We start from the raw sequence: 24706 nt of genomic DNA, 5'->3' as shown, positions 1-24706 counted from the left end.
GGAGTAAAAAAGGATCTGTCATGAAAAAGATCGATGCAATTATCAAACCATTCAAACTCGATGATGTACGTGAAGCCTTAGCTGAAGTGGGCATCACCGGGATGACCGTCAGTGAAGTGAAAGGCTTTGGTCGTCAGAAAGGTCACACTGAGCTGTATCGCGGCGCTGAGTACATGGTCGATTTTCTGCCAAAAGTGAAAATCGAAATGGTGGTAGGTGACGATATCGTCGATACCTGCGTAGAAACCATTATGAAAACCGCGCAGACCGGCAAAATCGGCGACGGCAAAATCTTTGTCTTTGACGTGGCGCGCGTAGTGCGTATCCGTACCGGTGAAGAGGACGAAGAGGCGATTTAAGCCCCTTCGCGCATTGCCTGTAAAAGCCTGCCTTGCGCAGGCTTTTTTGTTTTACAGCACCTTGTGCGGGCCAAATACTTCGTAGTGGATGCGATCGGCATTGATGCCGGCATCGACCAGTTGACGTGCGACAAACTGCATAAACGGCAGCGGACCACAGATCCAGAACTGACGATCGGACTGGTTCAGCGCGGAGGACACGCTCGCCAAATCCATCAAGCCCTGCGCGTCGTAACGCCCGGCATCGGCACTTTCTGGTTGCCGATACCAAACGTGGCTGGTGAAGTTTGGCAGGCGCGCGCCAAGGGATTTCACCTCTTCAGCAAACGCATGCTGCGAACCGGCTTCCGCAGCGTGTAGCCAGTTAACCGCCGCCGGATGTTGCTGCTGCGCCAGAGTAGCCAGCATCGCCAGCATGGGAGTTTGGCCGACGCCAGCAGAGATCAGCGTAATCGGCGTAGCGGCTTCAGCCTGCAGGATGAAATCACCGGCTGGTGCCGCGCATTGCACGATATCGCCCACCTGCGCACGATCATGCAGCCAGCCCGATACGCTGCCCAGCGCTTCGCGTTTAACCGCGATGCGATAAAATTGCCCATTTGGCTGGTGCGTCAGCGAATACTGGCGATGCTGAATATTTTCACAGCCTGCCGGTTGTAGGCTGATGGCCAGATACTGCCCTGGCAGAAAGGTTGCCACCGGCTTACCGTCGTTTGGCACCAGTTCAAAACTCTTGATCACCGAACTCTCCTGATTGATAGCGCGAATACGGAAATCACGCGCACCGCGCCAGCCGCCGGTTTTCTCTTCGGAGGCCGAATAGATGGCTTCTTCACGCTGGATAAACACATCGGCCAGCACGCCGTACGCTTTGCCCCATGCGGTCAGCACTTCTTCACCCGGATGCAGCAGCTCATCAATCGTCGCCAGCAGGTTTTCACCCACAATCGCATACTGCTCGGGCTGAATGTTCAGGCTGGCATGCTTCTGCGCGATTTTCTCCACCGCCGGCAACAGTACGGCCAAATTTTCCAGGTTGCTGCCATAAGCCACAATGGCGTTAAACAACGCTTCCCGCTGATTGCCGCTGCGCTGATTGTTCATGTTGAATACGTTTTTCAGTTCAGGATGTTGCGTCAGTAAACGTTGGTAGAAATGGCCGGTCAGCTGCGGTCCAACCTGGGCAATGGCGGGCAAAGTCGATTTGATGGTAGCGATGGTTTGCGCGTCGAGCATGGTGAAATCCTCAGAGTGAATTTAAACATGTATTTTAAATGCATCTTATGGGTAATCGAAGCGCCTGTAAATCCCTTGTTGTGATTAAGGATTAAGCAAGAAAGGTGCGGGCTGGCGCGCAAAGCTGAAATTCTTTCGCCATGAAAGTGAGCAAATTTCGTGATTTTCTGGCTTGCAAAAAAGCGTAAAAAACCCGTTCCAGCGCCATGCCAATCGTTTGCGCAAAAAGAGGGGATTGACGCTACCGTCACCTGTCAAAACCGTTTACACTGTTCGCCTTCGCCCCCTAGCCGGGGCCTAAACTGCCGTTAAAAAGTTAGCTGAGTCAGGAGAGTCCGGATGTTAAAGCGTGATATGAACATTGCCGATTATGATGCCGCGTTGTGGCAGGCTATGGAGCAAGAGAAAGTGCGTCAGGAAGAGCACATTGAACTGATTGCTTCTGAAAACTACACCAGCCCACGCGTAATGCAGGCCCAAGGTTCACAGCTCACCAACAAATATGCCGAAGGCTATCCGGGCAAACGCTATTACGGCGGATGTGAATACGTCGATATCGTTGAGCAACTGGCGATCGATCGCGCTAAAGAGCTGTTCGGCGCAGATTTCGCTAACGTACAGCCGCACTCCGGTTCTCAGGCCAACTTCGCGGTTTACACCGCGCTACTGCTGCCAGGCGACACCATTCTGGGTATGAACCTGGCGCACGGTGGTCACCTGACGCACGGTTCCCCGGTAAACCTGTCGGGTAAGCTGTACAACGTTATCCCTTACGGCATCGATGAAACCGGCAAAATCAACTACGAAGAGCTGGCTGAGCTGGCACAAACCCACAAGCCAAAAATGATCGTCGGCGGCTTCTCTGCTTACTCTGGCGTGTGCGACTGGGCCAAAATGCGTGAAATCGCAGACAGCGTTGGCGCCTACCTGTTCGTCGATATGGCACACGTTGCGGGCCTGATCGCCGCAGACGTCTATCCGAACCCAGTTCCTCATGCCCACATCGTGACTTCAACCACCCATAAAACCCTGGCGGGTCCGCGCGGCGGCCTGATCCTGGCGAAAAACGGTGACGAAGAGCTGTATAAAAAACTGAACTCCGCGGTGTTCCCGGGTGGTCAGGGCGGTCCTCTGATGCACGTGATCGCCGGTAAAGCGGTGGCGTTCAAAGAAGCGATGGAGCCAGAGTTCAAGACTTATCAGCAGCAGGTGGCTAAGAACGCGAAAGCGATGGTGGAAGTTCTGCTGGAGCGCGGTTACAACATCGTTTCCGGTGGTACACACAACCACTTGTTCCTGATCGATCTGGTCAGCAAAAACCTGACCGGTAAAGAAGCCGATGCCGCTCTGGGCCGCGCCAACATTACCGTGAACAAAAACAGCGTACCTAACGATCCGAAGAGCCCGTTCGTGACCTCTGGCGTGCGTATCGGTACCCCAGCGGTGACGCGTCGTGGCTTCAAAGAAGCTGACGTTCGCGAGCTGGCTGGCTGGATCGCTGACGTGCTGGACAACATCAACGACGAAGCGACCATCGAACGTACCAAACAGAAAGTGCTGGAAATCTGCAGCCGTCTGCCGGTGTACGCGTAAGCTTTACGCTTCTCGATGCAGTGCAAAAAAGGATGGTGCAAGCCATCCTTTTTTATTGCCGTCGCAGCAGTGCTCTGACAAAGTAGCGCCCACTCGTGCTGCTCAGCAGCATTTTTGCTGGAGGGAATATGGCAATCGGCTCCGCCAAATGGCTCGGTTTGGGCTACTTCACTTACTTCTTCTGTTACGGCATTTACCTTCCTTTCTGGAGCGTGTGGCTCAAAGGCACCGGACTCGATGCAGAAAAAATCGGTCTGCTGCTGGGGTGCGGCATGGTGGCGCGCTTTGTCGGCAGTTTGCTGATTGCCTCGCAGGTAAAAAACCCCTCACAGCTGATCACCGCGCTGCGCCTGCTGGCGCTGATGACATGCCTGTTCGCTATCGGTTATTGGCTGGGACAACAGTGGATGTGGCTGCTGTTCGTGATGATCGGCTTCAACCTGTTTTTCTCACCGCTGGTACCGCTGAGTGATGCGCTGGCCGCCACCTGGACGCAGCAAATTGGTCTGACATATGGCCCGGTTCGTTTGTGGGGCTCGCTGGCGTTTGTCATCAGCTCTGCCTTAACCGGGATGCTTGTCACGGCGTTCTCATCGCAGGCGATTCTGGTGCTGCTGTCACTGGGCGCGATCGGCATGTTAGGTGGGATGATGTTAACGCCAGCGACGAAGCCGCAGGGTAGTGAACGTCAGACGTCAACCGATGGTGGCTGGCAGGCATGGCGTGATTTGCTGCGCGAAAATGCGGTGTGGCGTTTCATGTTATGCGTGACATTGTTGCAGGGCGCGCATGCGGCTTACTACAGCTTCAGCGCGATCTGGTGGCAGGAGAGCGGTTATTCCGCGTCGATTATTGGCTACTTGTGGTCGCTGGGCGTGGTGGCTGAAATCATCATTTTTGCTCTCAGCAGCCGACTGTTCCGCCGCTGGAGTGCGCGCGATCTCCTGCTGTTATCAGGCGTGTGCGCCATTATCCGCTGGACAATGCTGGGATCCAGCACCGCGTTGCCGTTGCTGATCGTGGCGCAAATTCTGCACTGCGGCAGCTTTACCGTCTGCCATTTAGCGGCGATGCGGTTTATTGCCGCGCGCAAAGGCGCGGAAGTGATTCGTCTGCAATCGCTCTATTCGGCGCTGGCCATGGGCGGCGGTATTGCGGTGATGACTATGATTTGCGGCGTGCTGTTTACGCATCTGCAAGGACATCTGTTCTGGGTGATGGCGTTAGTGGCGTTGCCGGCGCTGTTCCTGCGTCCGCGCGCCGCTTAACTCTCCAGCAACTGGAGAATACGCTGCTGCTGATGACGACTCAGCGGCAGCTCCGCCTGTATTAGCGGCGGTGAGAACAGCGGCAATGAAATGGCATACGGCGTGATCACCAGCGCGATGTCGCGCGGCGCGCCTTCACGCTGAAAATGCACGATGTCCTGATAGCTGATGTTAATTGGTAGCAGCGTCATTTCCCGCAGCTGCTGCTCCAGCAACTGCTCAAGCGCCGCATCCGCGCCCGTCAGCAGCAGCACCTGCTTTTCCTGCAATGCACTCTCCTGCATCAACCAGGCACCAAATAACACCGCCACCAGACTTATCTCTTCAGCACTAAAGCGCGTGGCAAAGTTACGGCTGAAATGCTCAAGTGCGCGTTCCGTGGTACGCAGCAGACGCGGGTAGAGTCGTGCGACATCCAGCGCCACGCTGTTATCGATGCCGATGGCAAAATGGCTGCGATCCAGCGCCTGCGCCAGATGCGTAAAGAGTTGCTGAGTGAGTTCGGCGCGATTTCTGAAGGTGGTTTGTGCCAACTGCTCAAAGCGCGCAATCAGCGCTTCCACGGACTGCATCAGTTTTACCGCCTGCGGATGCTCCAGCTGCGTAGCGGTTGGCGCGTGAATCAGGCTAAATAGCAGCGTCCAGAAGTCGGTCTCGCTTACATCCGGCGCTAAGTGGCAGCGCTTCTGCCAGTGATGGATGACGTCGTCGGCGGCAGCTCGTTCGACTTTTTCCGCCAGCCACGCGCGCTGTCCGTCATTGAACAAGGCGTTTTGGCGCTGGCACAGCGCATACTTCATGAAGATTTGCAGAAACAGGCGGTCGCGCGCGCTGAAGTCGCGCGCCAGACGCAGGCTGCAGTGCTGAATCAGCGCCTGCAGGTTGGTTTCATCCCACAGCGCTTTCTCGATTTTCAGAACTTTCAGGCGCTGACGCAGCACCGGGGCAAAATGCTCGCAGACAAAATCCTGCGACAAACGCAGCGCGCGTCGCAGCCAATGGATCAGGCACAGCCGCCTGTCCAGTTCCGTCCCGTGAATGCGGAAGCTGCCATCGACCATCTGGTGTAGCTCCAGTTGATGGTAACGCTGTATCTCCTCTCCCACATCCGCGATATCCTGTCGGGCGACAACAGGCGCCACGCCATTCAACTGGCAGAGCTTTTCAAGCGTCAACGCGGGAGCGGGCAGAAATAGCAGCAGTAACAGATGACAACGACGCTGGGAACGGCTGAAGAGTGGTGCAGAGGAGGGTGCAGAACTCATCAATGGTTTATCCGCAGGTCACTTTTGAGCTAAGAATAGCTAACTCCACGCGGTAACCTTGCACTTTGTCGTGACTTTTGTTCAGAGCTTTAGGGCGGGTCACAATTTTTCTGGGCCACTCTACACTTCACTTTAAAATTGTTACTTTATAACACATGAAAATTGCACTCATTACGTTTACGCTGTTGTTCAGCACCGCAGCCTGGTCACATCCGCATAGCTTCATTGACATGAAAACCGAATTCATCAGTGACAACCAACATCTTAGCGGCATGAAAATGGTGTGGACCATGGATGAGATAACCTCCGCCGATCTGTTATACGACGCAGGTAAAGCCAAGCCCGGCGATGTGGTGTGGAAAAAGCTGGCGGCGCAGGTGATGGCAAATGTGCTCGGTCAGCACTATTTCACCGAAATATGGCAGGACAGAAATCGGGTCAAGTTTCTCAATCTGCCGAAAGAGTACAACTTATCGCGCAACGGCAACAAAGCGGTGCTGGAGTTTATCGTGCCGTTTGGCGAGCCGCAGTTATTGAGCGCGAAGCAGTATCGCATTCAGACTTTTGATCCCAGCTACTTTGTTGATATGTATTACGATAATCCACAGGCATTAACCATGGACGACACCGTTAAATCGCATTGCCAGATCGATCTGCATACGCCGAAACCGGATGACTCGCTGAAGCAATATGCGCTGTCGCTGGATAAAGCCGATGCGCCGCCAGAGGATATGGATCTTGGCCAGCAATTCGCCCAAACGGTGACACTGACATGTCACTGATTTCGCTTCCCTCCCGTTCACGTCGTTTATGGCCGCTGTGGCTGATGGCGGCGTTATTGCTGCTAGCGGGCGTGCTGCTGTGGCAGCACTGGTCGCAGATTTTGCTGCAAAGCGTGCTGTGGCAAAAAATCCTCAATCGCGAAATGACGCAGCTTTTGCAGCAGGTGGCTGAACAACCGCAGCATGCGGGCGTGACGCTGATGCTGTTCAGCCTCGCTTACGGCGTGCTGCATGCGCTGGGGCCGGGACACGGCAAAGTGGTGATCACTACCTTTCTTGCCACCCATCCGGCAAAGTTGAAAACCAGCATGAAGCTAACGTTGTTGGCTGCTTTGCTGCAGGGCGGCGTGGCGATTGGTTTGGTGACGCTAATGCTGGTGGTGCTGCAAACCTCGTCGCGTCAGATGCATCTCGGCAGTTACTGGCTGGAGAAGGGCAGTTATCTGTTAGTCGTCGCGCTGGGTATTTGGGTCGGTTGGCGTGCATTGCGATCGCTGCGTCAGCAATGGCGTCCTCAGCCAAAGTTGCAGATCCACGCTATTCGCCCAGCGCATCAGCACGATGAACACTGCGGCTGCGGACATGCGCATCTGCCCAGCGCTGCGCAGATGGACCAGGCGGTTAGCGCTAAAACGCAGACGCTGGTGGTGTTTTCCATGGGGTTGCGGCCCTGTTCCGGCGCCATCATGATGCTGCTGTTTGCCAAAGTGATTGGTGTGTATGCGTGGGGCGTCGCCTCTGCCGTGGCGATGGCGGTGGGCACTGCTGTGACGGTTTCGGCGCTCGGCTTGTTAGTGCAGCGCTCCCGTCTGCTGGCTCAGCGCTTAGGGCAGGCCGGCGGTGCTCATCCTGCGACCAGGCTGCTGGTGCCGCTGCTCGCCATGTTAGGTAGCGTGCTGTTAATCGTTGCGGGCGTTGCATTATGGCAAAGTGCCGCGCCGGGCATCGGCGGTGGAATTCGTCCTTTCTGACATTAAGGATATTTGGGTAGTGTAAATATTCCACTGTTGCAAGTATTCTCCCCCTCAACAGTTAATTAAATATCTCCGCTTAGCGCGCTGGTGAAAATAGATTTCTCTGTCTAAGCTCAATTACACCAGTCAATATCCTGGTGGATTAGCAATTATAAAATTTCAGCGAAATATTCTGCGAGGAGAAAACGATGCCTGAAACTCGGATTAATAATGGCAGCGTAGATACGGTGCACGACGTGCATGGCGGCCTACCATTAAAACGTATTTCATGGAGCGCAGTATTTGCCGGCGTTATCGCTGCGCTAATCATTCATATTTTATTGGGGATATTGGGTACAGCGATTGGTGCAACAACCATTGATCCACAACAGGAACAAAATCCGCTGCAGCATCTGGGAACCGGCGCGTTAATCTGGACCGGCGTGAGTATGCTGATTGCCATGGGCGTAGGTAGCTACGTTGCGGGGCGTCTGGCGCAGCGCGAAGGGGCGATGCATGGTTTGTTGATGTTTGGTGTTAGCACCATTTTGACATTATGGCTCGCGATTACCCTGGCGACTGGCGTTATTGGCGGTGCGTTTAATATTTTAGGCGCCGGCGTAAATGCTGTTGGTAATGGAATTTCCGCAGCGGCGCCATCACTGACCAATATGGCAAAAGAGAAGCTGCAGGAAAGTAATATCAATTTAGATGATTTAAAAAACGAATTACAAACTACGCTGCGTCAAACCGGCAAGACAGAATTACAACCTGAGAATCTGCAAAAGGATGTAAATAACGAAGCCAATAACGCGCAAAATCAAGCAGAGCAAACGGCACAAAATCCACAGAATGCTGATAATGATCTGGCTAATTGGTTGAAAGGCGTTATGAATCGTCACTCAGATACATTGCAAGCTGCCGATCGTGATGCGCTGAAAAATATTATCAAAGCGCGCACCGGTAAAAGCGATCAAGAGGTTGAGCAGATTGTGACTCAAACCGAGGAGAGCTATAAAAAAGCCGTGCAACAGTACCAGGAGTTGAAACAGCAGGCGGAGCAAAAAGCCCGTGAAGTGGCTGAGCAAGCGGCGGCCGCAACGGCGAAAGCGAGCTGGTTCACCTTCTTTATGCTGGTGATTGAAGCGGTATTGGCAGCATTGCTGGGGCGCGTGGGTCGCAGGACGCAACCGCGTCAGGTATTAAGCCACGAACGTCGGTAACAAAAAAAGGCGGCTGATTCAGCCGCCTTCTCGCTTCTAGCGCTTCAGCGCTTCACTCAACTCTTCACGCATCGATGCCAGCATTGCTTTCACTACGCGTGGGTTACCCGCAACGATGTTACCTGACATCACGTAGCCGTGGTTGCCGGTAAAGTCAGTCACCAGGCCGCCCGCTTCACGCACCAGCAGCTCGCCCGCCGCAAAATCCCACGGCTTCAGGCCAATCTCAAAGAAACCATCAACGCGACCTGCAGCGGTGTACGCCAGATCCAGCGCCGCCGAACCGGTGCGACGGAAATCAGCGCACTGGGTGAACAGTTTGCCAACGATGTTGATGTAAGGCGTTGCGTGCTGCTTCAACTTGAACGGGAAGCCGGTCGCCAGGATGGTGCCATCCAGATCGCGCGCCGTGCTGCCGCGCAGGCGATAGCCATTCAGCTGAGCGCCCTGACCGCGTACGGCGGTAAAGAGTTCGTTGCGCATTGGATCGTAAACCACAGCCACTTCGGTGCGGCCTTTGATGCGCACAGCGATAGAAACGGAGAAGTGTGGTAAACGTTTGATGAAGTTGGTGGTGCCATCCAGCGGATCGATTACCCATTGAATGTCTTGATCTTCGCCCGCCAGCTCACCGCTTTCTTCGGTGATGATGGTGTGTTTCGGGTACGATTTACGAATTACTTCGATAATCAAACGTTCTGCGTCACGGTCAACATTGGTAACGAAGTCGTTGCTGCCTTTCTGGCTGGCTTCGACAGCGTCCGGGGTTTCATAATTCTTGGCAATTAAATTTCCGGCCTTGCGCGCGGCGCGCACGGCTATGTTGAGCATCGGATGCATCGGTATCTCTCGCTGGATGTTAAAGAACGGGGAAAACGGCGCGGAGTATATCAGCGTGTTCAGCAAATGTCCTCTTTTTATGTTAGGATGCGCGCCATCATTTCCCTGACCGCCTCTAATTATGCTGCAGAATATCCGAATCGTACTGGTAGAAACGTCGCACACCGGCAACATGGGCTCCGTCGCACGCGCGATGAAAACCATGGGCTTAACCAACCTTTATCTGGTCAATCCGCTGGTGAAACCCGATTCACAGGCCATTTCCCTCGCCGCCGGTGCCAGCGATGTCATTGGTAATGCGCGCATTGTCGATACCATGGATGAAGCCATTGCCGGTTGTAGTTTGGTGGTTGGCACCAGCGCACGTTCACGTTCACTGCCGTGGCCCATGTTGGATTCACGCGAGTGCGGCATTAAAAGCGTGGAAGAGGGCCAGCAGGCGCCGGTGGCGTTGGTGTTTGGCCGCGAGCGCGTGGGCCTGACTAACGAAGAGTTGCAGAAATGTCACTATCACGTCGCGATTCAGGCGAACCCGGAATACAGCTCACTGAATCTGGCGATGGCGGTGCAGATCATCGCTTACGAAGTGCGCATGGCCTGGCTGGACGCGCAGGAAAAAGCCGCGCCGACGGAAGAGCCTGTCGAATCACCGTATCCGCTGGTTGACGATCTGGAGCGCTTCTATCAGCACATCGAACAGATGATGCTGAACAGCGGCTTTATCCGTGAAGGCACGCCAAGCCAGGTGATGAGCAAGCTGCGTCGTTTATATACACGTGCGCGCCCCGAACGCGACGAACTGAACATCCTGCGCGGCATGATGGCATCGTTCGAAAAGCGCAAAGGTAATGTGGATAATAGTTGAGTAAAACAGTTGGTTAAATAGTTGAGCAATTTACTTGGTTAAATAGTTGACCGTTTTACTCAGGAATGTCAGACTGGCGTCAATTCTTCAGATAACCCGCCGATAACCGGACGGACGCTTACGAGGTTGTATGCTATGAGACTGACATCCAAAGGACGTTATGCCGTAACCGCTATGCTGGACGTTGCACTGCACTCCAATGAGGGCCCGGTGCCGCTAGCTGACATTTCTGAGCGTCAGGGCATCTCTTTGTCCTATCTGGAGCAGTTATTCTCACGTCTGCGTAAGCACGGCTTAGTGGCCAGCGTTCGTGGTCCAGGCGGCGGTTATCTGTTAGGCAAAGATTCAAGCGCGATTGCTGTGGGCGCGGTTATTACCGCCGTTGACGAATCTGTCGATGCCACTAAATGCCAGGGCAAAGAGGGCTGCCAGGGCGGCGAGCGTTGCCTGACCCACGTTTTGTGGCGTGATCTGAGTGAGCGCATCAGCGACTTCCTCAACAACATCACGTTGGCGGAATTGGTGAATAATCAGGAAATCCTCGAAGTGGCCGATCGTCAGAATACCGTCGACAATCGTCGTTTCCAGCAGCATCGTGTGCAAGAAACCATCAACGTTAATCTGCGCGCTTAATCAGTTCTCCTTCGGCCTTTCCTGTTCATACGGGCGAGGCCGAATGTGCTATAAAGACGTATGATTTTTTATACGGAGTTTTAGCGCAATGAAATTACCGATTTACCTGGATTACGCAGCCACTACGCCTGCGGATCCGCGTGTTGCCACCAAAATGATGCAGTTCCTCACAATGGATGGCACTTTCGGTAACCCCGCGTCCCGTTCCCACCGTTTTGGCTGGCAGGCTGAAGAAGCTGTTGATGTGGCTCGCAATCAAGTTGCTGAGCTGGTCAATGCCGATCCCCGTGAAATCGTTTTTACCTCCGGCGCGACCGAAGCGGACAACCTTGCGATCAAAGGTGCCGCGCAATTCCATCAGGCGCGCGGCAAACACATTATTACCAGCCAAACCGAACACAAAGCGGTGCTTGACAGTTGCCAGCAACTGGCGCACGAAGGCTTTGATGTCACCTTCTTACAGCCGGGCAGCGACGGTATCGTTACGCCGCAGATGCTCGAATCTGCACTGCGTGACGACACGGTGCTGGTATCGCTGATGCACGTCAATAATGAAACCGGTGTGATTCAGGACATCGCCGCACTCGGCGCGCTGTGCCGTGCGCGTGACATCCTGTTTCACGTTGATGCCACGCAAAGCGTCGGCAAATTGCCGATTGACGTCACTGAACTGCCGGTGGATTTGATGTCGTTCTCAGCGCACAAGCTGTATGGACCGAAAGGCATCGGCGCGCTGTGGGTGCGTCGTAAACCGCGTCTGCAAATTGATGCACAGATGCACGGTGGCGGTCACGAGCGCGGCATGCGTTCGGGCACGTTGCCGGTGCATCAGATTGTCGGCATGGGCGAAGCCTACCGTATTGCGCGTGAAGAGATGGGCAGCGAAATGGCGCGTCTGGCCGAGCTGCGCCAGCGTCTGTGGCGCGGTATTAGTCAATTGGGTAACGTGAACCTCAACGGTTCGCTGGAGCAGGGCGCTCCGAACATCCTCAATATTAGTTTTGCCCACGTCGATGGCGAATCGCTGATTATGGCGCTGAAAGATTTGGCGCTGTCATCCGGTTCCGCCTGTACCTCGGCCAGTCTCGAACCTTCCTATGTGCTGCGCGCGATGGGCGTTGAGCAGGAGCTGGCACACAGCTCGCTGCGTTTTTCGCTCGGACGCTTCACCAGCGCAGAGGAAATTGAGTACGCTATCGAGCTGGTTAACAAAGCGGTAACACTCTTGCGGGCACTTTCGCCTGCGGCAAACGCCCGCTAATTCATGCACCCCTTGCGCCGGTTCTGGCGCAAGGTGACACCTAACGCAAACGGAGCCACGCGATGACAACACAACCGATGATAATTACGCTCAGCTCCCAGGCCGCCGATGCGCGCTGGGGTGACAAAGCGCTGCTGAGCAGCAACGAAAGTGGCATGACCGTACACCTGACTGGCGCAGACGCGCTGATGAGCATCCAGCGCGCGGGGCGCAAGCTGGACGGCCAGGGCATTCGTCACGTCTCGCTGCAGGGCGAAGGCTGGGATGTGGAAAAGTGCTGGGCGTTCTGGCAAGGCTATCGCAGCCCGAAAGGCAAACGTCAGGTCGAGTGGCCGGAATTCAATGAAGACGATCAGGCTGAATTTGCACGTCGTCTGAAGATTGTTGACTGGGTGCGCGACACCATCAACCTGCCGGCGGAAGATCTTAGCCCGGAACAGCTGGCGCACAACGCGGTTGATCTGATCAACGAAGTGGGCGGCAAAGCAGTCAGCTATCGCATCACCAAAGGTGACGATTTGCGTGTTCAGGGTTACGCCGGTATCCACACCGTGGGCCGCGGCTCCACGCGCGCACCGGTGTTGCTGGCGCTGGATTTCAATCCAACTGGCGATGAAGATGCGCCGGTTTACGCCTGTCTGGTCGGTAAAGGCATCACCTTTGATACCGGCGGTTACAGCCTGAAGCAGAGCGCTTTCATGGACTCAATGAAGTCTGATATGGGCGGCGCGGCAACGCTGACTGGCGCACTGGCGCTGGCGATTTCACGCGGTCTGAATAAGCGTGTGAAGCTGTATCTATGCTGCGCAGACAACATGGTCAGCGGCAACGCGTTCCGTCTGGGCGACATCATTCGCTATCGCAACGGTAAAACCGTGGAAGTGATGAACACCGATGCGGAAGGTCGTCTGGTGTTGGCCGATGGCCTGATCGATGCCAGCGAGCAAAATCCTGAACTGCTAATCGATGCGGCAACGCTGACCGGCGCGGCGAAAACCGCGCTGGGTAACGATTATCACGCGCTTTTTACCTTTGACGATGTGCTGGCGGAATCGCTGCTTGGCAGCGCAACCGGCGAAAACGAAGCCTTCTGGCGTCTGCCTCTGGCCGAGTTCCATCGCAGCCATCTGCCTTCAAACTTTGCCGATCTGAATAACATCGCTAGTCCGTCACATGCGGCAGGTGCCAGCAGTGCGGCGGCGTTTCTGTCGCATTTCGTCAGCAAATATCAGCAAGGCTGGCTGCACATTGACTGCTCCGCGACGTACCGCAAAAGCGCGGTGGATCAGTGGTCCGCGGGTGCGACCGGTTTGGGTGTGCGCACCGTCGCCAATCTGTTACTGAAATAATCCTCATCACGGCAGGCGCAAGCTTGCCGTCTTTTTTGGAATACGATAAATGAGTAACCGTCTTGAAGAGGTGCTGAAGCTGGCGGCCACTGAGCCTGCGCACCGTCCGGAATTTTTCCAGCTGCTGCTGGAAGCCGATGTGTGGGTGCCAGGCGAAAGTCCCGCCGAACAGTTTGATGCGACTTCGCCGGTCGAATTACAGCATTGGGAAAAAGAGGGTGGCGGCAGCGTGATCCCGTTCTTCACCTCGGAAGAGGCGATGGGCGAGGCCATCAAAGATGAACAGCCTTATCTGCGCATGCCGGTGCGCACGCTGTTTGAAATCACGCAAGGCGAAACGCTGTTCCTCAATCCGAAACTGCCTGCGGGTAAAGAGTTTTCGCCGGGTGAAATCGCCCATTTGATTGGCGAAGAGGGCAGTGCGCTGAGCCAGCAAACCGTGCTGGAAGGTGGTCATGCGTTGCTGTTGTCCGAAGTGGCCGAGCCGCCAGCGCAGATGATTGATTCGTTAACGCAACTGTTTGCCAAGTACAAACAGGTACGCCGTGCTTACATCGCCAGCATTCGTGAAAGCGCCAGCGAAGCACCGAACCTGCTGATTGGTATCGAAGCTGATAGCGATATCGATGAGATTATTCAGGCGGCGGGCGGTGTAGCGACGGATACGCTTGCGGATGATGCGCCCATTGATATCTGTGAAGTGGTTAATGAAGATCGCGGCGTGAGCCACTTCTTTACTGCCCACATCACGCCGTTCTATGAACGTCGCTGGGGCAGTTTCCTGCGCGATTTTAAGGGCAGTCAGCGGATTATATAATGCGTGGTCGCCATTGATGGCGACCTGCTATCACTTCTCGATCGGTAAATCGTCGCGGCTGCCCCATTCGCCCCACGAACCGTCGTACAGCGTCACATCCCGCACACCCAGCGAGGTGAGCGCCAGAATCACCACCACCGCCGTGACACCCGAACCGCAGCTGGCAATCACCGGCTGATCCAGTTTTACCCCCGCCTGAGCAAACAGATCGCGCAGTTCCGCTGCCGGTTTCAATTCACCATTTACCACTAAACTGTTCCACGGCACGTTCAGGCTGTTGGGAATATGCCCGCGCAGCAAGCCCGGACGCGGTTCATCCACTTCGGCGTTAAAACGGTTCGCCGCACGGGCATCGACAATCTGCGCACCGCCTTCGTGGCTGATCAGCAGCACATCGGTCAGACGTTTCACCTGTGCGCTATCATAAGTCGCTTCGAATTCACCCTCCGGCAAACTAACCGGTCCGGTGGCGACATCGAAACCGGCTGCCTTCCAGCCCTGTAATCCTCCGGCCAGAATCGACACGTTTTCGCAGCCAAAGGCGCGCAGCATCCACCACGCACGCGGAGCCGAAAACAGGTTGCCTTCGTCATACACCACCAGATGTTTGTCCTGGCTGACGCCCAATTCGCGCATTGCCACCGCAAAGGATTCGGCGCGGGGCATCATGTGTGGATAAGCACTGGTGTGATCGGACAAGGCTTCAATATCGAAGAACGGCGCATTCGGCAGATGACCAGCCAGATATTCAGCCTGCACATCACGTACGGCTTCCTGGCCAGGCGGTAACATGCGGGCATCAAGCACCTGCAATGTTTCCTCGGTGTAATGTTCTTTCAACCAATCAGCGGACACAAATATGGCTGTCATAGCAACCTCTTCTCAGCAAACGGGAAACGACCAGTCTCCGGGAATGTGAACGCTATCTCAAGGGTGTGATTGCTAAAGTTGGCGGGTTGATGTGAAATTGCGCGGAATGACGTTTTCTTAACTTCTGGGACTGGTGAGGGAATTACCATGGCAAAACGTTTTAACCGGCTGCTGCTCAGCGCGCTGATCGGTGCTGGATTACTGGGCGGCGGGACCTTGACGAGTCACGCGGAGGAAGCGGCAGCCGCAACAGCAACGCAGAAATCGCTGTCGGTTATCGATCTCTCCGAGCTGCAACTTGACGGCGCCGCCGCGCTGGTGTTGACCTTCAACACGCCGCTTGAAGCGAAGCAGAATTTCGCTGCGCGCGTGCAGATTATCGATGAGAAAAGCGGCAAGGTTGATGGCGGCTGGGAGCTGGCGCCAAACGGTAAAGCGTTGCGTTTTCGTCATCCTGAACCGTCGCGCAAGTTGACGGTTAATGTCGATGCCGGTCTCAAAGCAGCCGATGGCAGCACCTTATCGAAATCTTTTAGCCAATCGCTCACCACGCGCGATATCCAGCCGATGGTGGGTTTTGCCAGTCGCGGATCGCTGCTGCCGCTGCGTCTGACGCAGGGATTGCCGGTGCTGGCGCTGAATGTGAATAACGTCGACGTCGATTTCTTCCGCGTGAAAAGTGCCTCGCTGGCCGATTTTCTGGCGCAGTGGAATTACGGCAACAATATGTCGTACTGGGAATCACGCGAGCTGCTGAAAAATGCCGATCTGGTTTACGGCGCCCGCTTCGATCTTAATCCGGCACGCAACACGCGCGAGAAAATGCAGCTGCCGCTGGGCGATGTCGATGCGCTGAAGCAGCCGGGCGTTTATCTGGCGGTGATGAAACAGGCCGGAACCTACAACTACACGCAACCGGCGACACTGTTTACGTTGAGCGACATCGGTTTGTCGCTGCACCAATTCCCTGAACAGCTGGAACTGTTTGCCCAAAGCCTGACCAATGGCGCGCCACTTGATGACGTTAGCGTGCAGCTGCTGGATGAGAAAGGCAAACAACTCGCCAGTGGCACCAGCGACAGCTACGGTCATTTGCGTTTACCGGCGAATGCTAAAGGCAAGCTGCTGCTGGCGACACAAAAGGACCAAACCTCGCTGATCGATCTTAATCGTCCGGCGCTGGATCTGGCGGAGTTCCCGATTGATGGACCGCAAGGCTACGACAAACAGTTGTTCGTATTTGGTCCGCGCGATCTCTATCGTCCGGGTGAAACGGTGATCGTCAACGCGCTGCTGCGTGATGCTGATGGCAAACCGTTGCCGCCGCAGCCGGTGAAAGCCGACGTGGTGCAGCCGAATGGCGAAGTGTCGCAGACCTTTGTCTGGCAGCCGGAGAACGGCATCTATCAACATCGCTTCGCGATACCGGCTTCCGCAATGACCGGCGAATGGACGCTGCGTATCAACAGTGGCGACAACCAGCCGCGCAGCTGGCCGTTCCACGTCGAAGATTTCCTGCCGGAGCGCATGGCGCTGGATTTGACCAACAGCGCGCAGCCGGTGGCGCCGGATGAGGACGTCACCTTTGTTGTTGAAGGCCGCTATCTGTACGGCGCGCCGGCTGCGGGTAACGAGCTGCAAGGGCTGCTGTTCCTGCGTCCCGCGCGTGAAGCGGTGGCCGCGCTGCCCGGCTATCAATTTGGCGACATCACTGAAGAGCTGAAACGTTCGCTCGATGATGTGGATGAGAAGCTGGATGAGAGCGGCAAGCTGCAGCTTAACGTTGAGAGCAGCTGGAAAGAGATCCATTCACCGCTCAATCTGATTCTGCAAGCCAGCCTGCTGGAAACCGGCGGCCGTCCGGTGACGCGCCGCGCGACTCAGGCGATTTGGCCGGCAGCGGCGCTGCCCGGCATCCGTCCGCTGTTTAGCAGTGAATCGGTATATGACTATCGCAGCGATCGTTATCACGATGAGCCGACCGTGGCAGAAAACAGCCTCGCGGAATTCGACGTGGTCTACGCCAATCCGCAGGGCGAAAAACTGGCGGCGTCAGATCTTGATGTGCGCCTGATCCACGAACGCCGCGACTATTACTGGAGCTTCTCTGACAGCGAAGGCTGGCAATCGCGCTTCGATCAAAAGGATCTGCAGGAGGATCAGCAGCGCATCTCTATTGCGGCGGGCGGCAGCCAGAAAGTGAGTTTCCCGGTGGAGTGGGGCACCTATCGCCTGGAAGTGCATGCCGGCGACAACATCATTAGCAGCGTACGCTTCCAGGCCGGATATGGGTGGCAGGACAATACCAACGGCACCGGCGCGCTGCGTCCGGATCAGGTCAAACTGAAAATTGATAAAACCGCCTATCAGGCGGGCGACATCGCACACGTACAGGTGGAGTCGCCTGCTGCCGGCAAAGGCTATCTGATGGTGGAATCCAGCAGCGGCACGCTGTGGTGGCAACCGCTGGAGGTTCCGGCGGGCGGCGCAACCATTGATGTACCGATTAGCGACAGCTGGAAGCGACACGATCTTTATCTCAGCGCCATCGTGGTGCGCGACGGCGACAAGGCCAGCGGCGTCACGCCGAAGCGCGCGGTGGGGTTACTGCATCTGCCGATGGCGACCGAAGCGCGCCGCCTCAGCTTAGCGCTCGACGCGCCGGATAAGATCCGTCCTGAGCAGACGCTAAAAGTGCAGATCAAAGCCAGTCGTGAAGGTGGCGCATTGCCGAAGCAGGTTCAGGTATTACTCTCGGCGGTGGACAGCGGCGTGCTTAACATCACTGACTACAAAACCCCGAATCCGTGGGAAGCGTTCTTTGGCCGCAAGCGTTATAACGCCGATCAATACGATGTGTTTGGTCAACTGATTGAAGGCGGTGGCAAACTGGCCGCGCTGCGCTTTGGTGGTGACGGCGACGATGCGGATGCGCTGTCGCGCGGCGGCAAAAAACCGGTCACTGACGTGCATATTGTGGCGCAGCAGTTGCAGCCCGTAACGCTGGATGCCAATGGCGAAGGTACGCTGGAACTGCCGATTCCGGCGTTTAATGGCGAACTGCGTTTGATGGCGCAGGTGTGGAGCGACGACAGCTTCGGGTCGGCCGATCGTAAGCTGGTGGTTGCCGCGCCATTGATCAGTGAACTGGCGACGCCGCGCTTCCTGGCCAGCGGCGATCAATCTACGCTGGCGCTGGATCTCACTAACCTCACCGATCAACCGCAAACGCTGAAAATCAACATCAGCGCCAGCGGCCAGATCGCCCTGAACGGCAACATCCCTGCCAGCGTGCAGCTGGCGCAAGGCGCGCGCACCACCTTGCAAATTCCGGTCAGAGCGCTGGGCGGCTTCGGTGAAGGCGAGGTACAGGTCAGGGTTTCCGGCATGAGTTTGCCGGGCGAAACGCTGGCAGCGAGCGAGCGTAAATGGAAAATTGGCGTGCGTCCGGCCTATCCGGCACAAACGCTGAGTTTCGATAACGTGATGCAAACCGGTCAGAACTGGCAGGTGATGGCCAGCGCCTTCAATGGCTTGCAGCAGGATACCTTGAGCGGACAGCTGTCGCTCAGTAACCGTCCACCGCTGAATATCGCCAGCTATATCCGTTCGCTGTACGCCTATCCTTATGGCTGCCTTGAACAGACCGCCAGCGGCATTTGGCCGTCGGTGTTCACCAATCATGCGCAGCTGACGGCGATGGGCATCAAAACCAGTAACGATGAAGCGCGTCGCGCCTCAATTGATACCGGCATCGCGCGTCTTGCCGGCATGCAGCGCGGCAACGGCAGCTTTGGTTTGTGGAGCAAAGAGAGTCAGGAAGAGTTCTGGCTGACGGCTTACGTCACCGATTTCCTGCTGCGCGCCAGCGAAGCCGGTTACGGCGTACCGGATGGCGTGATTACCCGTGCCGACGAACGTCTGCTGCGCTATCTGCAGGATCCCGCGCAGATCGAAACCAGCTGGAGCAGCGATGCCGATGGCTTGCGTTTCAGCGTGCAGGCTTATGCCGGATTGGTGCTGGCGCGTCAGCAGCAGGCGCCGCTCGGTGCGTTGCGTGCGCTGTATGAAAAGCGCGATCGGGCTAAATCGGGCCTGGCGATGGTGCAGCTTGGCGTGGCATTGAAGCTGATGGGCGATCAACAGCGCGCACAACTGGCGCTGGCGCAGGGCATTGGCCTGGAACGTAAACCCAACAGCTGGCTCGGCGATTACGGCAGCCCGGTGCGCGATCGCGCGCTGATTCTGTCGCTGCTGACAGAAAACCAGCTGCTGCCGGAGATGCAAGGTCCGTTGTTGATCGAGCTGGCAAAAGCCGTGCATGGACAGCGCTGGTTCTCGACCCAGGAAAACAACGCGTTGTTCCTCGCCGCTCGCACCTTGCAGCAGCACAAAGGTGAAAGCTGGCAGGCGACCCTGCAGGGTAAAGCGGAACCGCTCAGCAGTGATCAGCCGCTCAATATTGGCATGACGGAAGATCAGCTGCGTCAGGGCGTGTCGGTGAAAAGCGACAACACGTCGCCGCTTTACGGCACGCTGAATGTGGTGGGGTATCCGCGCACCGCACCGTCGCCGATGAGCAACGTGCTGCAGATCCGTCGTGAGTACTTCACGCTGGAGGGTAAGCCGGCGGATCTCACCAACCTGAAAAGTGGCGAGCTGCTGGTGGTGCGGCTTAACGTCGCGGCCAGCGAGCGCGTCAGTGATGCGCTGGTGGTGGATCTGCTGCCTGCCGGACTGGAGCTGGAAAACCAGAACCTGAGCGACAGCAGCGCCAGTTTAGGCGACAGTGCCGACGCGCTGAAAGAGAGCATGATGGATATGCAGCAAGCCAACATCAAGCACATCGAATTCCGTGACGACCGCTTTGTCGCCGCGCTGGCGCTCGATGGCTACACGCCGGGCACGCTGCTGTATCTGGCGCGAGCGGTGACGCCGGGCAGCTATCGCCTGCCGCCGCCGCAGGTGGAATCGATGTATGTGCCGGAATGGCGCGCGATTGGCAGCACGCCGGAAAAACTCAATGTGCGTTAAGCATTGATGTCTGGAAGTAAGCGACTAAAGCGGTGGCGCTGGCTGCCGCTTTTTTTACTGCTGCTGCTGGCCGCGCTGTGGCTGCTGGATCGCCTTACACCGCTACCGCTGCATGAGTTACAGCCGGCGCGCGTGGTGGTGGCTGAGGACGGTACGCCGCTGTGGCGCTTTGCTGACCCGCAAGGCATTTGGCGCTATCCGGTGACGCTGGAGGATGTCTCGCCTTCCTATATTGAGGCGCTGCTGACCTACGAAGATCGCTGGTTCTGGCATCATCCCGGCATCAATCCGATGGCGATTATGCGTGCAGTCGGGCAGAACGTGCTGCATCACGGCGTGGTCTCCGGCGGTAGCACGCTCACCATGCAGGTGGCGCGGCTTATTGATCCGCAACCGCGCACCCTGCGCGGCAAAGTGGTGCAGGCGTGGCGCGCGCTGCAGCTTGAATATCATCTCTCAAAACGCGACATCCTCACGCTGTATCTCAATCGCGCCCCTTTTGGCGGCACGGTTGAGGGCGTTGGCGCGGCGAGCTGGATGTGGCTGGGGAAACCGCCTTCGCAACTTACCCAAGGTGAAGCGGCGCTGCTGGCGGTGTTGCCTCAGGCACCAAGCCGCCTGCGTCCGGACCGCTGGCCTCAGCGCGCCGAAGCAGCACGCAATAAAGTGCTGGATCGCCTCGCGCAATATCACGTCTGGTCAGCGCAGGATGTCGCCGATATCAAACAAGAAGCGGTGTGGCTGCCGCCGCGCCAAATGCCGCAACGTGCGCCGCTGCTGGCCCGGCGCCTATTGTCGCTGTCACCCGACAACAAAATCACCTCAACCATTGATGTGTCGCTGCAGCGCGAACTGGAGAATCTGGCGACGTCGCTGAAAAACAACTTACCGCCGCGCACCTCGCTGGCGCTGCTGGTGGTGGATCACCAAAACATGAAAGTGCGCGGCTATGTCGGATCGGTGGATTTCAATGACGACAGCCGTTTTGGTCATGTCGATATGATCTCCAGCGTGCGATCGCCGGGATCGGTGCTGAAGCCTTTTGTCTATGGCATGGCGCTGGATGATGGGCTGATTCATGGCGAATCACTGCTGCAGGATGTGCCGCGCCGCTTCGGTGACTATCGTCCCGGCAACTTTGACTCGGGCTTTCACGGGCCGGTGAGCGCCAGCGCTGCGCTGGAGCGGTCGCTCAATCTCCCGGCGGTGCAGTTGCTGGATGCGCTGGGGCCAAAAAGTGTCGCCGCGCGCTTGCGTAACGTGGAATTGAATCTGCGCTTTCCCGCTGGCGCAGAGCCCAATCTGTCGCTGGTGCTGGGCGGCACCGGCGCGCGCATGGATGAGATTGTGGCGGCCTACAGCGCCTTTGCCCGTCACGGCAATGCGGCGCAGTTGCGCTGGCTGACAACACAGCCGCTGCAGGAGAGGCCGCTGTTGTCGCCGGGCGCGGCATGGATTGTGCGGCGCATTCTGGCTGGCGCGGCGCAACCTCCGGCCAGCGGCGCGGTGGCGGAGATTGCGCCTTTGGCGTGGAAAACCGGTACCAGTTACGGCTACCGTGATGCATGGACGATTGGCATCACGCCGCGCTATCTGATTGGCGTGTGGGTTGGGCGGCCGGATGCCACGCCGGTCGCCGGGCAATTTGGTTTTGCCTCGGCGGTGCCGGTGATGAATCAGGTCAATAATGTGCTGGCGGGACATATGCCGGTGAGCGGTGCGCCGCGCGATCCGCGTCCGCTTTCGGTCAGCGCCATGAGCATTTGCTGGCCTGGCGGTCAGCCATTGCCTCCCGGCGACGAAAACTGTCGCCAGCGTCGTCAGAGTTGGGTGTTGAATCAAACTGTGCCACCGACGCTGCTGGCGCCGGGGCAGGAAGGCGTCAATGGCTTGCGTCAGCGCTACTGGCAGAACAGCCGGGGATGGCGTGTGGCGGCCGATTGCCCGGATGCACAAAGTCGGGAGCGCCTGATGTGGCCGCTGCCGCTTGAACCCTGGCTGCCGGTTGCTGAACGCCGTGCGCAGCGCTTGCCGCCGATCGATCCCGCTTGTCCGCCGCGCAATCAGGGCAATGCGCCACCGATGGTGATTACTGGTGTGATCAACGGCCAGCGCGTACAGCCGCTGCCGGGTAAAGTAGTGCTGGTGATGCCGGTTGCGGTGCAGGGCGGGCAAGGTGAGCAGCGCTGGTGGTTCTTAAACGGAGAGCCGCTGGAGCGGGACGCGAATGATAAGAGTGCGGCGCTGGTGCTGGATGAGCCGGGCAGTTATCAATTGGTGGTGATGGATGAAGCGGGGCAACTCTCATCGGTGGCCTTTACGCGCGGTTGAGTGCATGGATATGGCATACTTTTTGCCTGCGCGCCCCGACAAAAATCAATTATTTTCAATAATTCCGCCAATCGCTAATAGGCAACGCGCTGCGATATCCCTATAATCGGCGCGTTTTCTTACCGGGAGGAGCTCCCGGATTCTTCAGGATGCTAACTAGAGGTCAACATGGCAATCGAACGTACTTTCTCAATCGTGAAACCAAACGCCGTCGCTAAGAACGTGATTGGTGCAATTTATAACCGTTTTGAAAGCGCGGGCTTCAAAATCGTTGGCGCAAAAATGCTGCACCTGACCAAAGAGCAGGCTGAAGGCTTCTACGCTGAGCACAAAGGCCGTCCATTCTTTGATGGTCTGGTTGAATTCATGACTTCTGGTCCGGTTGTGGTTTCTGTACTGGAAGGCGAAAACGCCGTTCAGCGTCACCGCGATCTGATGGGTGCAACTAACCCAGACAACGCGCTGGCAGGGACTCTGCGTGCGGATTACGCGGACAGCTTCACCGAGAACGCGACCCACGGTTCTGACTCTGCTGAATCTGCAGCACGCGAAATCGCGTACTTCTTCGCAGAAAACGAAGTCTGCCCACGCACTCGCTAAGTGCGTTGATGGCCTGAGCGGACACCCGTCTTTACAGCTGTTCAACCTCTGTAAAACGGTTCCCCTGGCATCATGCAGCAGATGTAGTACAATTATGCGCCCTTGTTGAGCCAGCCTCAGCGAGGGCGCTGTTTTTTTCCTACTATTAACCAGAGCCGTAACGTGTAACAACGAGGCCAGAGAACATTATGTCCGAACAGATTGTGACGCCGTCGTCCGCTTCCCCCGTGGTTGTTTCCCCAAAAAATGAAAAAATTAACCTGCTGGATCTTAACCGTCAGCAGATGCGCGAATTCTTTCTTGAGATGGGCGAAAAGCCGTTCCGTGCCGATCAGGTCATGAAGTGGATGTACCACTACTGCTGCGATGATTTCGAGCAGATGACCGACATCAACAAAGTGCTGCGCGGTAAGCTGATGCAGCGCGCTGAAATCCGTGCGCCGGAAGTGGCGGAAGAGATGCGTTCCACCGATGGCACCATTAAATGGGCGATTCGCGTGGGCGACCAACTGGTTGAAACCGTCTATATCCCGGAAGCGGATCGCGCAACCCTGTGCGTCTCCTCGCAGGTAGGCTGCGCGCTGGAGTGCAAATTCTGTTCGACGGCGCAGCAGGGCTTTAACCGCAACCTGCGCGTATCAGAAATTATCGGCCAGGTATGGCGCGCCGCGAAAATCATCGGTGCTGCGAAAATTACCGGTCAGCGCCCGATCACCAACGTGGTGATGATGGGCATGGGCGAGCCGCTGCTGAATCTGAACAACGTGGTGCCGGCGATGGATATCATGCTGGACGACTTCGGTTTCGGCCTGTCAAAACGTCGCGTTACGCTGTCAACCTCAGGTGTGGTGCCGGCGCTGGATAAGCTGGGCGATATGATCGACGTAGCGCTGGCGATTTCACTGCACGCGCCGAACGATGCAATTCGTGATGAGATCGTGCCGATCAACAAAAAGTACAACATCGAGACTTTCCTTGCGGCGGTCAAACGCTACATCGGCAAGTCCAACGCCAATCAGGGCCGTGTGACCATCGAGTATGTGATGTTGGATCACGTCAATGACAGCACCGACAACGCGCATGAACTGGCGGCACTGCTGAAAGAGACGCCGTGCAAAATCAACCTGATTCCGTGGAACCCGTTCCCGGGCGCGCCGTATGGCCGTAGCTCCAATAGCCGTATTGACCGCTTCTCCAAAGTACTGATGGATTATGGTTTCACCACCATCGTGCGTAAAACCCGTGGTGATGATATCGACGCCGCTTGTGGTCAGCTGGCGGGCGATGTGATTGACCGTACCAAGCGCACGCTACGTAAGAAAATGGCGGGCGAAGCCATCTCTGTGAAGGCGCTCTGAAAGCCAGCGCCTGCTGATATTCAGCGGGCGTAACTCATGTCAGTCTCTCCACATATTTTTCATGGAGAG

Annotated in this window: 19 protein-coding genes; 15 read left to right on the top strand and 4 right to left on the bottom strand. The window is 56.6% G+C overall.

Annotated features, from left to right (window positions below):
* The first annotated feature begins 20 nt into the window (after nucleotides 1–20).
* The gene (gene glnB, locus K5Y33_RS10110; RefSeq protein ID WP_007886217.1) at nucleotides 21–359 is read left to right on the top strand and encodes a nitrogen regulatory protein P-II; all 339 of its coding nucleotides are present in this window, start codon (nucleotides 21–23) and stop codon (nucleotides 357–359) included.
* 51 nt (nucleotides 360–410) lie between these two features.
* Here glnB and hmpA read toward each other — a convergent pair whose 3' ends face one another.
* Nucleotides 411–1595, bottom strand: coding sequence for an NO-inducible flavohemoprotein (gene hmpA, locus K5Y33_RS10105; protein WP_222233813.1), 1185 nt, complete (start codon nucleotides 1593–1595; stop codon nucleotides 411–413).
* A 339-nt stretch (nucleotides 1596–1934) separates the two neighbouring features.
* Here hmpA and glyA point away from each other — a divergent pair, with 339 nt between their 5' ends.
* Nucleotides 1935–3188 carry a serine hydroxymethyltransferase gene (glyA, locus tag K5Y33_RS10100; protein ID WP_222233812.1) on the top strand — a complete coding sequence of 418 codons (1254 nt, stop codon included), beginning with the start codon at nucleotides 1935–1937 and terminating at the stop codon, nucleotides 3186–3188.
* Nucleotides 3189–3316: 128 nt separating this feature from the next.
* Nucleotides 3317–4456, top strand: a complete 1140-nt coding sequence (locus tag K5Y33_RS10095) for a 3-phenylpropionate MFS transporter (protein WP_222233811.1) — start codon at nucleotides 3317–3319, stop codon at nucleotides 4454–4456.
* Here K5Y33_RS10095 and csiE read toward each other — a convergent pair.
* Entirely contained in the window at nucleotides 4453–5721 is a 1269-nt protein-coding gene (gene csiE, locus K5Y33_RS10090; RefSeq protein WP_222233810.1) for a stationary phase inducible protein CsiE, read from the bottom strand. The genes K5Y33_RS10095 and csiE overlap by 4 nt on opposite strands.
* 155 nt (nucleotides 5722–5876) lie before the next feature.
* On the opposite strand from csiE, the gene K5Y33_RS10085 reads away from it, so the two are divergent.
* The 3 genes from K5Y33_RS10085 to K5Y33_RS10075 all read left to right on the top strand — a co-directional run bounded on the left by K5Y33_RS10085 (nucleotide 5877) and on the right by K5Y33_RS10075 (nucleotide 8679).
* Nucleotides 5877–6503, top strand: coding sequence for a DUF1007 family protein (locus K5Y33_RS10085; protein WP_222233809.1), 627 nt, complete (start codon nucleotides 5877–5879; stop codon nucleotides 6501–6503).
* On the top strand, nucleotides 6494–7474 hold the full coding sequence (locus K5Y33_RS10080; RefSeq protein ID WP_222233808.1) for a nickel/cobalt transporter: 981 nt from the start codon (nucleotides 6494–6496) through the stop codon (nucleotides 7472–7474). Before K5Y33_RS10085 ends, K5Y33_RS10080 begins: the two co-directional genes overlap by 10 nt.
* Before the next feature lie 191 nt (nucleotides 7475–7665).
* Nucleotides 7666–8679, top strand: coding sequence for a hypothetical protein (locus K5Y33_RS10075; RefSeq protein ID WP_101763476.1), 1014 nt, complete (start codon nucleotides 7666–7668; stop codon nucleotides 8677–8679).
* A gap of 36 nt (nucleotides 8680–8715) precedes the next feature.
* Here K5Y33_RS10075 and suhB read toward each other — a convergent pair whose 3' ends face one another.
* Nucleotides 8716–9519, bottom strand: coding sequence for an inositol-1-monophosphatase (gene suhB / locus K5Y33_RS10070; protein WP_008108283.1), 804 nt, complete (start codon nucleotides 9517–9519; stop codon nucleotides 8716–8718).
* Nucleotides 9520–9640: 121 nt separating this feature from the next.
* On the opposite strand from suhB, the gene trmJ reads away from it, so the two are divergent.
* From trmJ to sseB, 5 genes are all read left to right on the top strand, one after another.
* Nucleotides 9641–10384 (top strand): tRNA (cytosine(32)/uridine(32)-2'-O)-methyltransferase TrmJ, encoded by a 744-nt coding sequence (gene trmJ / locus K5Y33_RS10065; protein ID WP_110868266.1) that lies wholly within the window; start codon nucleotides 9641–9643, stop codon nucleotides 10382–10384.
* Between the two features lie 135 nt (nucleotides 10385–10519).
* On the top strand, nucleotides 10520–11017 hold the full coding sequence (iscR, locus tag K5Y33_RS10060; RefSeq protein WP_008108287.1) for a Fe-S cluster assembly transcriptional regulator IscR: 498 nt from the start codon (nucleotides 10520–10522) through the stop codon (nucleotides 11015–11017).
* A gap of 88 nt (nucleotides 11018–11105) precedes the next feature.
* Nucleotides 11106–12278: an IscS subfamily cysteine desulfurase gene (locus tag K5Y33_RS10055; RefSeq protein ID WP_222233807.1), complete on the top strand. Its 1173-nt coding sequence runs from the start codon at nucleotides 11106–11108 to the stop codon at nucleotides 12276–12278.
* A gap of 62 nt (nucleotides 12279–12340) precedes the next feature.
* Complete coding sequence (pepB, locus tag K5Y33_RS10050; protein ID WP_101763480.1) at nucleotides 12341–13627, top strand: aminopeptidase PepB; 1287 nt, start codon at nucleotides 12341–12343, stop codon at nucleotides 13625–13627.
* 49 nt (nucleotides 13628–13676) lie between these two features.
* On the top strand, nucleotides 13677–14444 hold the full coding sequence (gene sseB / locus K5Y33_RS10045; RefSeq protein WP_101763481.1) for an enhanced serine sensitivity protein SseB: 768 nt from the start codon (nucleotides 13677–13679) through the stop codon (nucleotides 14442–14444).
* Nucleotides 14445–14474: 30 nt separating this feature from the next.
* On the opposite strand, the gene sseA is transcribed toward sseB, so the two are convergent.
* On the bottom strand, nucleotides 14475–15314 hold the full coding sequence (gene sseA, locus K5Y33_RS10040) for a 3-mercaptopyruvate sulfurtransferase (protein WP_222233806.1): 840 nt from the start codon (nucleotides 15312–15314) through the stop codon (nucleotides 14475–14477).
* A 147-nt stretch (nucleotides 15315–15461) separates the two neighbouring features.
* Here sseA and K5Y33_RS10035 point away from each other — a divergent pair, with 147 nt between their 5' ends.
* The 4 genes from K5Y33_RS10035 to K5Y33_RS10020 all read left to right on the top strand — a co-directional run bounded on the left by K5Y33_RS10035 (nucleotide 15462) and on the right by K5Y33_RS10020 (nucleotide 24637).
* The gene (locus K5Y33_RS10035) at nucleotides 15462–20348 is read left to right on the top strand and encodes an alpha-2-macroglobulin (RefSeq protein ID WP_222233805.1); all 4887 of its coding nucleotides are present in this window, start codon (nucleotides 15462–15464) and stop codon (nucleotides 20346–20348) included.
* A 6-nt stretch (nucleotides 20349–20354) separates the two neighbouring features.
* On the top strand, nucleotides 20355–22679 hold the full coding sequence (gene pbpC / locus K5Y33_RS10030; protein WP_222233804.1) for a peptidoglycan glycosyltransferase PbpC: 2325 nt from the start codon (nucleotides 20355–20357) through the stop codon (nucleotides 22677–22679).
* Nucleotides 22680–22847: 168 nt separating this feature from the next.
* Nucleotides 22848–23279: a nucleoside-diphosphate kinase gene (ndk, locus tag K5Y33_RS10025; RefSeq protein WP_007884899.1), complete on the top strand. Its 432-nt coding sequence runs from the start codon at nucleotides 22848–22850 to the stop codon at nucleotides 23277–23279.
* A gap of 188 nt (nucleotides 23280–23467) precedes the next feature.
* Nucleotides 23468–24637: a bifunctional tRNA (adenosine(37)-C2)-methyltransferase TrmG/ribosomal RNA large subunit methyltransferase RlmN gene (locus tag K5Y33_RS10020; protein ID WP_007884898.1), complete on the top strand. Its 1170-nt coding sequence runs from the start codon at nucleotides 23468–23470 to the stop codon at nucleotides 24635–24637.
* Nucleotides 24638–24706: the final 69 nt, after the last annotated feature.

It is taken from the genome of Pantoea sp. DY-17 (assembly GCF_019795975.1).
GTDB lineage: Bacteria > Pseudomonadota > Gammaproteobacteria > Enterobacterales > Enterobacteriaceae > Pantoea > Pantoea leporis.
This window is presented reverse-complemented; position numbering and strand designations above follow the sequence as displayed.

Excerpts from the sequence above, each read along its gene's own strand:
- trmJ (WP_110868266.1), top strand. The coding sequence starts at position 9,641 with ATGCTGCAGAATATCCGAATCGTACTGGTAGAAACGTCGCACACCGGC.
- K5Y33_RS10055 (WP_222233807.1), top strand. The coding sequence starts at position 11,106 with ATGAAATTACCGATTTACCTGGATTACGCAGCCACTACGCCTGCGGAT.
- suhB (WP_008108283.1), bottom strand. The coding sequence starts at position 9,519 with ATGCATCCGATGCTCAACATAGCCGTGCGCGCCGCGCGCAAGGCCGGA.
- hmpA (WP_222233813.1), bottom strand. The coding sequence starts at position 1,595 with ATGCTCGACGCGCAAACCATCGCTACCATCAAATCGACTTTGCCCGCC.
- K5Y33_RS10020 (WP_007884898.1), top strand. The coding sequence starts at position 23,468 with ATGTCCGAACAGATTGTGACGCCGTCGTCCGCTTCCCCCGTGGTTGTT.
- K5Y33_RS10075 (WP_101763476.1), top strand. The coding sequence starts at position 7,666 with ATGCCTGAAACTCGGATTAATAATGGCAGCGTAGATACGGTGCACGAC.
- ndk (WP_007884899.1), top strand. The coding sequence starts at position 22,848 with ATGGCAATCGAACGTACTTTCTCAATCGTGAAACCAAACGCCGTCGCT.
- glyA (WP_222233812.1), top strand. The coding sequence starts at position 1,935 with ATGTTAAAGCGTGATATGAACATTGCCGATTATGATGCCGCGTTGTGG.
- K5Y33_RS10095 (WP_222233811.1), top strand. The coding sequence starts at position 3,317 with ATGGCAATCGGCTCCGCCAAATGGCTCGGTTTGGGCTACTTCACTTAC.
- sseA (WP_222233806.1), bottom strand. The coding sequence starts at position 15,314 with ATGACAGCCATATTTGTGTCCGCTGATTGGTTGAAAGAACATTACACC.
- iscR (WP_008108287.1), top strand. The coding sequence starts at position 10,520 with ATGAGACTGACATCCAAAGGACGTTATGCCGTAACCGCTATGCTGGAC.
- glnB (WP_007886217.1), top strand. The coding sequence starts at position 21 with ATGAAAAAGATCGATGCAATTATCAAACCATTCAAACTCGATGATGTA.
- K5Y33_RS10035 (WP_222233805.1), top strand. The coding sequence starts at position 15,462 with ATGGCAAAACGTTTTAACCGGCTGCTGCTCAGCGCGCTGATCGGTGCT.
- pepB (WP_101763480.1), top strand. The coding sequence starts at position 12,341 with ATGACAACACAACCGATGATAATTACGCTCAGCTCCCAGGCCGCCGAT.
- K5Y33_RS10085 (WP_222233809.1), top strand. The coding sequence starts at position 5,877 with ATGAAAATTGCACTCATTACGTTTACGCTGTTGTTCAGCACCGCAGCC.
- pbpC (WP_222233804.1), top strand. The coding sequence starts at position 20,355 with ATGTCTGGAAGTAAGCGACTAAAGCGGTGGCGCTGGCTGCCGCTTTTT.
- K5Y33_RS10080 (WP_222233808.1), top strand. The coding sequence starts at position 6,494 with ATGTCACTGATTTCGCTTCCCTCCCGTTCACGTCGTTTATGGCCGCTG.
- csiE (WP_222233810.1), bottom strand. The coding sequence starts at position 5,721 with ATGAGTTCTGCACCCTCCTCTGCACCACTCTTCAGCCGTTCCCAGCGT.
- sseB (WP_101763481.1), top strand. The coding sequence starts at position 13,677 with ATGAGTAACCGTCTTGAAGAGGTGCTGAAGCTGGCGGCCACTGAGCCT.